Origin of the sequence: Bacillus toyonensis BCT-7112, from assembly GCF_000496285.1 — a bacterium.
Lineage (GTDB): Bacteria > Bacillota > Bacilli > Bacillales > Bacillaceae_G > Bacillus_A > Bacillus_A toyonensis.
In genome coordinates, this window is sequence record NC_022781.1 from 4555768 (window position 1) to 4568785 (window position 13018).

The window sequence follows — 13018 nt, forward strand, 5'->3', positions numbered from 1 at the left end:
GATATAAAGGAGAATATAAATGGAAATTCAGTTTAATCCAGTATTAAAAAAAGAATTAACAATTCATGATATACAGACCGCAATGGAAGAAGGGACGTTATCTTCCAAAGAATTAGTTATGTATTATCTTCATAGAATTGCACAATATGATCAAGATGGACCGAAAATTAATTCTATTTTAGAAATAAACCCAGATGCTATTTTTATTGCAGAAGCGTTAGATTATGAAAGGAAGATAAAAGGTGTAAGGGGACCATTGCATGGTATACCTGTTTTGCTAAAGGACAATATTGAAACGAATGATTCCATGCATACAAGTGCAGGTACGATTGCCCTAGAACAAAATATAAGTAGCGAAGATGCATTTCTCGTTACAAAACTGCGAGAGGCAGGAGCGGTGATAATAGGTAAAACGAATATGACAGAGTTAGCAAATGCAATGTCTTTTGAAATGTGGGCTGGATATAGTGCAAGAGGTGGTCAAACAATCAATCCATATGGAACGGGCACGGATGATATGTTTGTTGGTGGCTCTAGTACAGGGGCCGCAATAGCAGTTGCCACTAATTTTACAGTATTATCTGTTGGGACAGAAACGGATGCCTCTATTTTGAGTCCAGCTGTTCAAAGCTCTGTAGTAGGCATTAAACCAACTGTCGGTCTAATTAGTCGTAGAGGAATTATTCCGTTCACTTATTCACAAGATACAGCGGGACCATTTGCTAGAACAGTAACAGATGCCGCTATTTTACTAGGGAGTTTAACTGGAGTGGATGAGAAAGATGTAGCTACTCATAAAAGTGAAGGTATGGCATATGAAGATTATACATCTTATCTTGATGTTAATGGTTTAAAGGGAGCGAAGATTGGTGTTTATAGTAATGCTCCAAAAGATTATTACGAAAATGGTGAGTATGATGAAAATTTGTTTGAGGACACGATCCAAGTATTACGTAGTGAGGGAGCGACAGTAGTAGAAAATATTGATATTCCTTCCTTTCATAGAGAATGGAGCTGGGGAGTTCCGCTTTATGAGCTGAAGCATAGTTTAGATAACTATCTTTCAAAATTACCTTCTACTATTCCCGTACATTCTATTTCAGAATTAATGGCGTTTAATAAAAACATAGCAGAAAGAGCTTTAAAATATGGACAAACTAAGTTGGAGGGAAGAAAAGATTATCCTAATACGTTAAGAAATCCAGAATATTTACATGCAAGATTAGAAGATATATATTTTTCGCAAAAACAAGGTATTGATTTTGCATTGGAAAAATATAATCTTGATGCGATACTATTTCCGTCTTATATAGGCTCTACTATATGTGCGAAAGCAGGTTATCCGTCTATAGCAATACCAGCAGGGTATATGGAAAACGGGAGACCTTTTGGAATTACGATTGCAAGTACTGCTTTTCGTGAAGGAATATTAATTAAACTAGCGTACGCTCTTGAACAAGCGACAAAGCATAGAGAAATTCCCAACTTGTCATGAATAGAATGTACAAAAGGACAGGAATTTCCTGTCCTTTTTGATTTATTGATTAAAGTGAAATATCTTTCTGCTCTGTCTTATGATATTTTAATAGGCTAAAAGATAAACAGGCAGAACATAAAATAAGAAAAGAAGCAATCATATAAATCGTACGAACACCGAACATATCAGTAATAATGCCAACGCTAAGCATAGAAAGACCAGCAGCTGTTGAAAGAAGGGCGCCGTGTGCTGTATACATTTTCGATAATAGAGAAGGGGCGACACTAGATTGTAAAACCGTCGTTTGAGAAATATCTCTAATTTGATAACATGGTCCCATTAGAACACATAGGAAAAGCGCAATAAATCCACTGCTTGTTATACCATATAAAAATGTAAGAATACTAAATATAAGTGATCCTATCGCCATGGAGCGTATTAAATTTTTTTGAATATATGTACTTATTTTCCACGCTAATAGACCACCAATTAACGTGCCCACATAATAACTTGTGTTAATATATCCCCACCATTCTTCTCCTTTATGCAGAACAGTCGTTACATATGCCATCGTAATAGCGCCAATCCATATCGTCCCTGCGAAAGTTTCAATTAAGTCCATTAATGTAACTGTGCGCAAAGAAGGATGATGAAATAATAGTTTCCAGCCTTCAAATAAAGCTGTGTTTTTTGAAGAAGAAGGCTCTGTTACTCGTTCGGTATGGATGGAATGTAATGAAATATGCAATGCAATACATCCGAAAATCATTAAAATAATATTAATCATGAATGTAGAAGTAGCGCCAATGAGCAGAACGATAATACTTGTAAATGAATAAGCTGCCGCTTGTACAATTTGTGATGAAAAGGAAAAGATACTATTTACTTTTACTAATCTTTCTTTTGGTGTTAGGCGTGGAACAATACTGTATAGTAATGGAGCACTCCACCCACTACATAAAGAAATGAAAAAAATGAAAGTTAATAGAGTTACAATGTTTGTGGAAAGGACCGGAAATAATAGCGTTAATAAAATGAATAGGGCAGTTTTTGTCCATTGTAATATAAAAAGTACTGAATAAGATGAAAAATGATTCATTATAAGTGGTGCAGATATGTTTGCGATCAAATTTGTGATAACTTGTAATAATGGAAAAAGGGCAGTAATAGTAGCTGATTTAGTTGATATATAGATATGAGTTGTAATAATCATTATGTAAACGATGTCAGCAAGAGTAATACAGATTTTTGATCCTAAATAGTATGATATTGAATGATTCCACATTAAGGATATCACCTTCCAAAAAAATACAAATTCGAGTTAGAATTATTATAAACTGAAAAAAATAATTTTAAAAGAATTAAATTTTTTGTCATTTTTTGAAAGGAATTTTCATGTATAATGAAGAATATATTGATATAGTATTTTATTAATACTCATTGTAACAGCAAATATGTACGATAGCTTGCAGTAAACGCCCAAGTATGAGAAAGGGCGGATAAACCATTCTTTTCTTCATATACATATAGAAAATGAGAAAGAAAGTGAGGGTTGCATATGGCTGGTTGGGTGATTTGGTTTATTATAGCGGGTATTTTATTTATCGCGGAAATGTTGTCGATAACGTTTTATATGCTTTGGCTTGGAATTGGAGCTGTTGTCGGAGGTCTTATTGCTTTATTTGCTCCTGATGCACTATTGTTACAAGTTACTGTTGGTGCGATTGTAAGTTTAACATTGACATTCTTTACGAAAAGAATTTCAAAAAACTTTCGAGAAGCAAAAGGTTTTACGGATACAGTAGATATGCTTGTCGGTAAAAAAGGAATTGTTGTGCAAGCGATTACAAATGAAACGAACGGTATTGTGAAGGTGGATGGAGATACTTGGACAGCTATTGCAGATGTTCCGATTGACACTGGAGAAAAAGTCGTTGTTATAAAGAGGCATAGTACTATATTACAAGTAAAAAAGGAGAGTGAATAAATATGATAGCATTAACGTTAACGATTATATTCGCGCTAATTGTAGTTACATTTATCGCATTAACAATTAAAATTATTCCTCAGCAAAAAGTTGGGGTTGTTGAAAGATTTGGTAAGTTTCAGCGTATTATGCACCCAGGATTAAATATATTAATCCCAATTGTAGATCGCGTTCGTGTATATCACGACTTACGTATTCAACAAACGAATGTACCACCACAAAAGGTAATTACGAAAGATAACGTACAAGTAGAAATTGATACAATTATTTTCTATCAAATTGTCGAACCTGAACTTGCGACATATGGTATCTCAAACTATGAATATGGTGTTCGTAACATTACTTCTGCAACGATGCGTCAAATTATCGGTAAAATGGAACTTGATGAAACGTTATCTGGTCGTGAAAAAATTTCAACAGAAATTCGCTTAGCGCTTGATGAAGCAACAGAAAAATGGGGCGTTCGTATTGAGCGTGTTGAAGTAGTAGACATTAACCCGCCAAAAGATGTGCAAGCATCGATGGAAAAACAAATGAAAGCAGAACGTAATAAACGTGCAATTATTTTAGAAGCTGAAGCAGCAAAACAAGATAAAGTTCTTCGTGCGGAAGGGGAAAAACAAAGTAAAATCTTGATGGCTGAAGGGGATAAAGAAGCACGTATTCGAGAAGCTGAAGGTTTAAAAGAAGCGAAAGAATTAGAAGCGCAAGGGGAAGCAAGAGCAATTGAAGAAATCGCAAAAGCAGAACAAAATCGAATTGAATTACTTCGTGCAGCAGATTTAGATGAACGCGTACTTGCTTATAAATCATTTGAATCATTGATTGAGGTTGCAAAAGGACCAGCAAATAAAGTCTTTATTCCATCTAATGCAATTGAAACACTTGGTACTCTTGGGGCAATCGGAGAAATCTTTAAAGAAAAACAAGCGAAGAAATTGCCTTCAAATGATACAGGTAAAGAACAATAAGAGTGAGGAAGAGGAATGGGATGCCATTTCTCTTTTTTGTGCGTATATTACGAAAGGCTTGTACATATCCATGTATAAAGAAGGTGATACAGTGAAAAAGTATGCAACTCGTATACATGGGAAAAAACTAATCTCGTTACTTTTTTTATATGCGCTAATAGTAATAATTATCGCGTCAATTTTGACGTCGCTTTTACATACAATGAAATCAAGTTATGCGAATCAATGGTTTGGAAAAGTGTCTATGCAAGGTTTTGTTCAAATGATAGAAAGTGAGAATCACTATTATGGATTTGATTATTTTAAGCAGAATAAACGGGAGTCTGTTGGGAATTTGATGTTCTCTATTGCGACAGATTTGAAAATTAAAGATTTAAGAACATTTGTCGGTAAAGAAGTACCTGGTATGTCAAAGTATTACTCTAACATTATCGTAGCTGGGGAAGGGACAAACTTTACGAATATCCCGAATGAATCTAGTGTACCGATTGAAGAAGTAACGAAAGAGCGAGAGGTAGCAAAAGATAAAGTTACAGAAGCAGAAAAGAATAATCCGGTGCAGAAAAAGAACGGAACGAAAAAAGGTGAAAATGCAGTATACATTTACCATACACATAGTTGGGAATCCTTCTTTCCTTTATTACCAGGAGCTACCGATCCATCGAGTCCAGATGTAAATGTGTCCTTATTAGGAAAACGTATGAAGGAGCAACTTGAAGAGCAAGGAATTCCAGTAGTTCATGATAAAACGAATATGGGTGATTTACTGGCAAGTAAAAAATGGAAATGGTATCAATCGTATACAGCATCTCATGGATATGTAAAGGAAGCATTAGCACAAAATAATAAAATTACTTTTCCAATTGATATACACCGTGATGATCAGCGCAAGAAAGTAACTACAAAAGTAATTAACGGGAAATCGTATGCAAGATTATATTTTATAATTGGGATGGAAAATGAAGGACGTACTGAAAACGAAAAAATTGCAAGAGCAATCAATAGTTATTTAGATGAAAACTATTACGGATTAAGTAGAGGGATTTTTCCGAAGTATAAAAAAGATGGAAACGGCGTTTATAACCAAGATTTATCTAAAAACGCGATGTTAATTGAAGTTGGTGGTGTGGATAATACGTTAGATGAATTATATAACACAATTGATGTATTAACGGAAGCATTTAGTAAGTATTATTGGAATGATGCGGAGAAGGTAAATGGGTGAGGGACGGGAGACCGTTCCTTTTTTATTATGAAAAGTTAAAAATATGATATAATGTAGTCTTCTGAATATTAAATCAGGGAGTGGGGGAACGAATGCAAATACTATTAATACGACACGGAGAATCCGAAGCGGACATCCTGAATGTACATGAAGGAAGAGCTGACTTTGAATTAACAGAAAAGGGAAGACAGCAAGTACAAAGACTTGTACAGAAAGTGAAGGCTGACTTTCCACCAGATTTCATTTGGGCAAGTACATTAAAACGTGCCCGTGAAACTGGTGAAACATTAGCGGAAGCAATTGGTTGTCCAATTCAATTAGAAGAGGAATTAATGGAGTTTAATAATGGGGTGCAAGCCGGCTTATCTTTTGAAGAAGCGAAAAAATATCCTGAGCCAAAGTTTCTTCATGACCGTTTTGAAAATGGAGAATCATTTATTGAATTTAGAATGAGAATAGAAGGAATCTTTTCTAAAATCGTGACAGAGAATACATATGATCGGATAGCAATCGTTGCACACGGTGGTGTAATAAATAGTCTATTACGAGCATTTTTCCAAATGCCAATTTCAATGGATTATTACTTTAAAATAGGAGATACGGGAATAAGTTTAATTGAAATTGATGGTGAACAAAAAACGGTACATTTCATTAATGATACGAATCATTTAGGCGGGATGTAGAGACTTATGTATAAAGTCGTATTTTTCGATGTTGACGGTACGCTTTTAAGTGAGATTGATAGAAGTATGCACGAAAGTACAAAAGAAGCGATAAGAAGGTTAATAGATAAAGGGATTCACGTAGTTGTTACAACAGGGAGACCATATAGTTTATGCTCACAATTTAAAGAACTAGGCATAGACACATTTATTTCTGCAAATGGTGGACATATAAAGTGTAAGGAAGAAGTTATTCATAAATCGATACTTTCAAGTGAAATTGTTCATGATATTTCAAATTTCGCTGAATTACATGGTCATAGTGTTTCTTACTTTACAGAAGAATTTTCTATGAATGGTATAGTCCCAAAAGATGAACGTGTAATACGAGCATTAAACGAAACTTTAAATTTAGAGCGTTATCCTGATAAAGTTAGAAACTTATCAGAAGAGATGTATTGTATATGTCTGTATGCTGATGAAATGGAAGCTCAAAAATTTTTTGAAAGATATCCAATGCTTACGTTTGAACGTTTTCATGGTTATGTTATGAATGTGTTGGAAGATAATAAAGTATCGAAGCTAACTGCAATCCAAAAGGTATTGGAACATTTAAATATTTGTAAGTCAGAAGCAATGGCATTCGGAGATGGTGGAAATGATATTGAAATGTTACAGTATGTAGGTTTAGGAATTGCAATGGGAAATGGTGGAGAAGAGTTAAAAACAAAAGCTGATTTCGTTACAAAGAAATCAAGTGAAGGTGGCATTTCGTTTGCTTTAAAAGAGTTTAGGATCATTTGAAAAAATAATTAGTCAGTGAAAAAAATCCTGTTTTCATAATAGGATTTTTTGCTAACAATACTCTTGCAATAAAAGGAAAGAAATGAGTATAATATAAAAGTAGTTAGGTAAACTAATTAAATGGGAGGAAGGAGAGTGAAAATGAATGGATTCAAAAAAATGTGATCTTCCTTTAGGGATTGATCCATATGCAGAGTTAATAAAAAAGACAGCATCAACGGATACAGATCCAATCGCAGCAAAACTTGGTTTGTTAATGTTATGGACGTCTGATAATGTTCTTGATGCTGTTGACGTAGATTTAGCTCCGCTTGGTATTTCGGAAAGCAAATTAGATTTTTTATTGTTATTTATTTTGCGTGAAATGGAATCGAATGGAGAAGAAGTGAACATGAGTCCGTCGGATATAGCGAGTCGATTAGGGATTACACGTGCTTCTGTCACCGGCTTATTAGATTGGATGGAGAAACGAGAGTTAATCGTAAGGTTCCATCATTCTGAAGATCGAAGAAGATTAAAGGTGAAAATTACTCCGAAAGGAAAAGAACTAGTTACACATTCTTTACCGACTTTTTGGTCATCTTGCGCTTCGTTAGTTAATGACTTTAATCAAGAAGAGCGTCAAGTGTTAGAGAAGCTATTAAATAAAATGCAAGTAATTATGCAGATGAAATTAGGCGAAGGTAGGTAAATAAGTTGATTGTGAGAGTCAACTTTTTTATTTAAACATATAATTAGGTTACCTTATTATATGTTTAGCTAATTTAAAGGGCGATAATGTATTTATTAACGTAAACGAATTGAGTGAGTGTTGAAGGGATTTTATTTTGAGTCATTTACTTTATAAGTTTTCAATCGATGAGGAAAATCAATGTAAGGGGGAGATTTTATGATGGAAATATCAAAAGAAGTAAATAGTGGGAGGAATTATACAGTAATGACAGCGGTGTTATGTTGGGCAGGTATGGTAGTTATGTCCAGCCTATATGTGACGATTCCTTTAATCGCTCTATTTTCAGACATTTTTAAAGTTTCATTAGCGCAATCTGCGGCTACAGGCAGTATATTTTCGGTAGGTTTTGCTATAGGTTGTTTGTTATTTGGGGCAATCTCTGATAAATATGGGCGAAAAAAAGTGATTTTTATTGGATTGCTTGCACTGTCGATTGTTTCTTTTTTCTTAGGGTTTGTGGATAGCTTATTTTGGCTTATTATTCTCCGAGGGTTACAGGGAATAGCAGCAGCTACATTTTCTCCAGTGGCGTTAGCTTACGTTGTAGAAATGTTTCCAGTAGAGAAAAAAGTTACAACGATAGGGTTTGTTAGTACCGGTTTTTTAGTAGCTGGAATTGCAGGGCAAGTAATAAGTACTGCTGTTAGTCAGCATTTTGGATGGCATATGGTGTTCTTTCTTCTTAGTTTTGTCTATATCATTACTGCTGTATGGGTTCATTATTCTCTTCCGAAAGGGGAAACGTCTCAAGCTTATACGGATATTTTGGGGCCAATGAAACAGATGGGGAAAGTTTTTACACATAAAAGCTTAGTATGGAGCTATATGGTTGCGTTTGTTTTATTAATGGCTTTTGTTAATATGTATACTGTTTTAGGGAATTATTTGAGCTCTTCTACTTACAATTTAACAGCAGAACAAATTCTTTATTTTCGCCTAGCAGGGTTATTTGGTATGTTACTATCACCATTTGCAGGTCGTTTAACAAAGAGGTTCGAAGTAAAGAAAGTTCTTCAAGGAGGATTGTTAGTTGCTATTTTTAGTCTAAGTTCAATGGGATTTATTTCGACACTGCCGTTACTTGTAATGATGAGCGTCTGCTTCGTAATAGGTATTGCTATATCGGTTCCATCTTTAGTTTCTCTTGTCGGCCAATTAGGAGGGAGAGCAAGGGGAATAGCGGTTTCTATTTATACTTTCGTTTTATTTTTAGGAACTAGTATAGGACCTATTATTTCTATTTATCTTATGAAAATAGGGAACTATGCTCAGACGTTTATTTTATTAGGAGTCATACTCTTTATTGGCTTTGTTTCCACTCTTTTCATTCAAATAAAGGAATGCAAGGATCTTTAACATGCTCAACTAGTAAAATGTGAATTTGACTGCGATGATGATAAAAGTGAGCGACGATTTCAAGTAACCATTCGAATCGAGAATAAGCAATATCCCAATAAGCAGTCATAATTTCCGCTAATTCTTCATTGGAATAGGATAAAAAAGTTTTAGAAAGTAAATCGTACCCTTGTATCATCATTTGTTGCATTTGAGCAATTGTTTCGGGTGTTTGTTCTATATAAAAGGTATGTAACTCTTTTTCCGAAATACCATTTAAGATGAGTAAATCAGCATGGCAAATAAGGGAAAGATGTGTACACATTTCAAATAATGACCGCTTTGATTCAATCGGTGTTATTTTCAAATCACTTTCATTATATTGATTCAGTATTTGGATAGAAGTATCAACAGCAACTTTTAGTTGATGCAACGCAGATTGTACAAACATTGTAATTCTCCTCATCTCCATATATAATTAATTCTTAAGGGTATTATATCATACTTAAAATTCCGAAAATTCTAGTAGTTTGACTAGCATAGTGAAACGTATTATATTGTAAAAGGTCATATGAAACGTGAAATAGAATGGAATGCAATTATTGAGTTAGGAGTTAGACCAATGAGTTTGAAATATGGAAGAGATACAATTGTTGAAGTTGACTTAAATGCTGTAAAACATAATGTAAAAGAATTTAAAAAACATGTAAACGATGAAAATATTGCAATGATGGCTGCTGTAAAAGCGAATGGGTATGGCCATGGGGCAGTTGAAGTTGCGAAAGCTGCGATTGAAGCAGGGGTGAACCAGCTTGCAGTTGCATTTGTCGATGAAGCGATCGAATTAAGAGAAGCTGGAATCACTGTACCAATCTTAATATTGGGTTATACATCAGTTGCAGCTGCGGAATCCGCAATTCAATATGACGTTATGATGACAGTCTATAGAATAGAAGATTTACAAGGCATAAATGAAATTGCACAACGTCTTCAAAATAAAGCACGTATTCAAGTGAAAATCGATACAGGAATGAGCCGTATCGGTTTGCAAGAAGAAGAAGTTAAACCATTTTTAGAAGAATTAAACCGTATGGAGTATGTAGAGGTAGTAGGGATGTTTACACATTACTCTACGGCAGATGAAATTGATAAATCGTATACGAATATGCAAACAAGTTTATTTGAGAAAGCTGTAAATACAGCAAATGAATTAGGGATGCAAATACCATACATTCATAGTTCAAATAGTGCAGGGTCAATGGAACTAAGCAATACATTTCAAAATATGGTTCGCGTTGGTATTGGAGTTTACGGCATGTATCCTTCGAAAGAAGTGGATCATACAGTCGTTTCCTTACAGCCTGCATTGTCATTAAAATCAAAAGTAGCTCATGTTAAACATGCGACGAAAAATCGTGGTGTTAGTTATGGAAATACGTATGTAACAACGGGTGAAGAATGGATTGCGACTGTGCCGATTGGTTATGCTGATGGCTATAATCGCCAGTTATCTAATAAAGGGTATGCATTAATTAATGGAGTTCGAGTGCCGGTTATTGGTCGTGTTTGTATGGATCAGCTTATGCTGGACGTTACAAAAGCGATGCCAGTACAAGTAGGGGACGATGTGGTATTTTACGGCAAACAAGGTGAAGAAGAAATTGCTGTAGAAGAAGTAGCGGATATGTTGAGCACAATTAATTATGAAGTTACATGTATGTTAGACAGAAGAATTCCTCGTGTTTATAAAGAAAATAATGAAACGACTGCGGTTGTAAATATATTAAGAAAAAACTGAATCGATATGATTCAGTTTTTTCTTTACTTTTCGTAAATGAAAATTGGGCTATTGATGTTTTTTGAACAAGTCATAATAATTATGCTTCATTATAATTTCAAAGCCACAATGTGTATATAACTGTAAAGCATTGTTATTTTTCGTTTCGACGTCTAATTCAATCGTTGAAACTCCTTCTGTAATGAGGGTATGTACCATATAACTTAGAATATCTTTACCATATCCTTTACCTTGATAAGAAGGATGGACTGCGAAGCCTGAAAGTGTAGTAGATCGCTCTTGGTGAGTAACTGTAATCGTTCCAATTGATTTTTCATTCATAAGAGCAACGTAAACTTGATGAGAAGGTGACTTCATCATTTTTTGCAACCATGTGGATGTATTTGCTACAGAATCCCCGAAAGCTTTACTAGAGATTTCTATGAGATTAGGAAGTAATTCTGAAGATGCGATGGAAAGTTTAATAGTATTCTTCATTGTTTCTCGTTTTTTATTTGATTTACACGTCATATTATACTCGCTGTATAGATAAGGTAATTTCATTTGATTTGCAAATGCTTTCCCAGACGAGGAATCTCCGTTAATGATGAGAAGAGCTTCGTCTGTGTCTCTTTTTTGTATTTCGTTCATGGCAGTTTGTAAAAGGGCAGTGCCTATATGTTGTTTTCTAAAGTTTGGGTGCACGAATCCTATTAACTCCAGTTTAGTCGGTCTTTCAAAGTCGTACATACTTAATGCACCAATTAATTGGGTATCATCAAAAAATAGAAAATCATTGATTTCTTTTTTATTACGAGCAGTTAAAAAGTTAACATGTAAATCTGATGAGTAATCAATTTGATCGTATTGTCCGCAAATATGAGCTAAATCTTTCATTTGCTGAATTTCGTTTGCTGTTAAAGATTTCTTTTTTTCAATGTTCATTTCATAATCCCTCGCAATCGTTTTTAAAAATAGGATGGGTAACTTAACCATTTCTTTAATTCCACACTACCTTGAACAGATAACAGTCGGTACAAATAACGATAAGGCTGTCTACATTCCTCAAGATGAGGAATAGACATAATTGTTTCGTAACCACTTTTAAAGGCATGAGCCTCTTTTTCTGAAAGTACATATTCTAATCCGATAAAATCAAACTCTCGCGGGGCAACTGCATAAGCTTCTGTATCTACTAAACCAGTAATAGTTATACCATCTGATAAAAACTGAGTAGGATCCATATCAATTAAGACGAGTGTAGATTCCTTTGGTGTTGGTAAGGTAGAAAGTTGTGACTCAAAAGTATGAAATGCGTTATATATGCTCTCGTTATCGGAATAAAACCTATTCACAAGTTCTTTACTCGCTTTTAAAATGTGTGGCTGGAATTCCACTAGTGGAACTTGGAGTGTACGTGACGGATTTCCTACGAAATGGGCTGAATACTTATGTATTTGTGCTAGTCCTTTTCCTAGGCTGAATAAAATAGAATCTGGTTGCCCAATAAAAGATTGAACTGTATTACCTACTAATTTTTCAGCCACAATGAATTCTCGGCCATCTAAAATATGTTTTTCTAAAATTGTTGGGATAGGAAGATTTGTATGTTTTTGCAGCAATGCATGTACCGTTTCTAAATGATGTACGTTCCTTGGATCAATTCCAAAGAGATTTTTGCATCCCCACCAAAAATCATTATTTGGCTCTTCATTCATTTTAGAAGAACGAACGATAACTTCTGCATCTGCTGTTTGAATGAGAAAAACGTCACTTGCATGATCTTCATAGCCTGGATGTAAAGCTCGGATGGATAGAATAGGTGAAGTGAATAGTTGTTGTAACATGAAATTCCCTCATTTTCCTGTAAATTCTATAAATTCATTATATAACAGAATATGTACCCCGTGGATCATGATAGGGGACAATATAGAGCATACATAAATTTATAGTGAGAAATCAGCATAGAAATTATATTTTTCTAGTTTTGTATGAATTATCAAAATAATGTTTTCGAATGATAAACGTGAAAAATGCTCGAATGTAA

At 34.5% G+C, this 13018-nt stretch carries 13 protein-coding genes; 9 read left to right on the forward strand and 4 right to left on the reverse strand.

Going from position 1 to position 13018, the window contains the following annotated elements; all coding sequences use genetic code 11:
• Window positions 1-19 precede the first annotated feature (19 nt).
• On the forward strand, window positions 20-1495 hold the full coding sequence (locus BTOYO_RS23250) for an amidase family protein (protein WP_000405411.1): 1476 nt from the start codon (window positions 20-22) through the stop codon (window positions 1493-1495).
• Window positions 1496-1544: 49 nt separating this feature from the next.
• Here the strand turns inward: BTOYO_RS23250 and BTOYO_RS23255 are convergent, their stop codons facing one another.
• Window positions 1545-2762: an MFS transporter gene (locus BTOYO_RS23255; protein WP_000267076.1), complete on the reverse strand. Its 1218-nt coding sequence runs from the start codon at window positions 2760-2762 to the stop codon at window positions 1545-1547.
• Window positions 2763-3035: 273 nt separating this feature from the next.
• Here BTOYO_RS23255 and BTOYO_RS23260 point away from each other — a divergent pair, with 273 nt between their 5' ends.
• From BTOYO_RS23260 to BTOYO_RS23290, 7 genes are all read left to right on the forward strand, one after another.
• Window positions 3036-3464, forward strand: coding sequence for an NfeD family protein (locus BTOYO_RS23260; protein ID WP_000929499.1), 429 nt, complete (start codon window positions 3036-3038; stop codon window positions 3462-3464).
• Between the two features lie 2 nt (window positions 3465-3466).
• Window positions 3467-4435 carry an SPFH domain-containing protein gene (locus tag BTOYO_RS23265; protein ID WP_000561128.1) on the forward strand — a complete coding sequence of 323 codons (969 nt, stop codon included), beginning with the start codon at window positions 3467-3469 and terminating at the stop codon, window positions 4433-4435.
• Window positions 4413-5660, forward strand: coding sequence for a stage II sporulation protein P (spoIIP, locus tag BTOYO_RS23270; RefSeq protein WP_002093778.1), 1248 nt, complete (start codon window positions 4413-4415; stop codon window positions 5658-5660). The genes BTOYO_RS23265 and spoIIP overlap by 23 nt, the downstream gene beginning before the upstream one ends.
• Before the next feature lie 92 nt (window positions 5661-5752).
• A complete protein-coding gene (locus tag BTOYO_RS23275) occupies window positions 5753-6343 on the forward strand; it encodes a histidine phosphatase family protein (protein WP_001166462.1) in 591 nt (196 codons plus the stop codon).
• Window positions 6344-6349: 6 nt separating this feature from the next.
• Window positions 6350-7126, forward strand: coding sequence for a Cof-type HAD-IIB family hydrolase (locus BTOYO_RS23280; RefSeq protein ID WP_000278963.1), 777 nt, complete (start codon window positions 6350-6352; stop codon window positions 7124-7126).
• Between the two features lie 145 nt (window positions 7127-7271).
• Window positions 7272-7817, forward strand: a complete 546-nt coding sequence (locus BTOYO_RS23285) for a MarR family winged helix-turn-helix transcriptional regulator (RefSeq protein ID WP_000377473.1) — start codon at window positions 7272-7274, stop codon at window positions 7815-7817.
• Window positions 7818-8018: 201 nt separating this feature from the next.
• Entirely contained in the window at window positions 8019-9215 is a 1197-nt protein-coding gene (locus BTOYO_RS23290; RefSeq protein ID WP_002093777.1) for an MFS transporter, read from the forward strand.
• On the opposite strand, the gene BTOYO_RS23295 is transcribed toward BTOYO_RS23290, so the two are convergent.
• Complete coding sequence (locus BTOYO_RS23295; RefSeq protein ID WP_000498009.1) at window positions 9184-9645, reverse strand: DinB family protein; 462 nt, start codon at window positions 9643-9645, stop codon at window positions 9184-9186. The genes BTOYO_RS23290 and BTOYO_RS23295 overlap by 32 nt on opposite strands.
• A gap of 171 nt (window positions 9646-9816) precedes the next feature.
• Here BTOYO_RS23295 and alr point away from each other — a divergent pair, with 171 nt between their 5' ends.
• Window positions 9817-10992 carry an alanine racemase gene (gene alr, locus BTOYO_RS23300; RefSeq protein WP_002093776.1) on the forward strand — a complete coding sequence of 392 codons (1176 nt, stop codon included), beginning with the start codon at window positions 9817-9819 and terminating at the stop codon, window positions 10990-10992.
• 48 nt (window positions 10993-11040) lie between these two features.
• On the opposite strand, the gene BTOYO_RS23305 is transcribed toward alr, so the two are convergent.
• Window positions 11041-11916 carry a GNAT family N-acetyltransferase gene (locus BTOYO_RS23305; RefSeq protein ID WP_002038523.1) on the reverse strand — a complete coding sequence of 292 codons (876 nt, stop codon included), beginning with the start codon at window positions 11914-11916 and terminating at the stop codon, window positions 11041-11043.
• A gap of 23 nt (window positions 11917-11939) precedes the next feature.
• Window positions 11940-12818 carry a protein kinase family protein gene (locus BTOYO_RS23310; RefSeq protein ID WP_000941385.1) on the reverse strand — a complete coding sequence of 293 codons (879 nt, stop codon included), beginning with the start codon at window positions 12816-12818 and terminating at the stop codon, window positions 11940-11942.
• Window positions 12819-13018: the final 200 nt, after the last annotated feature.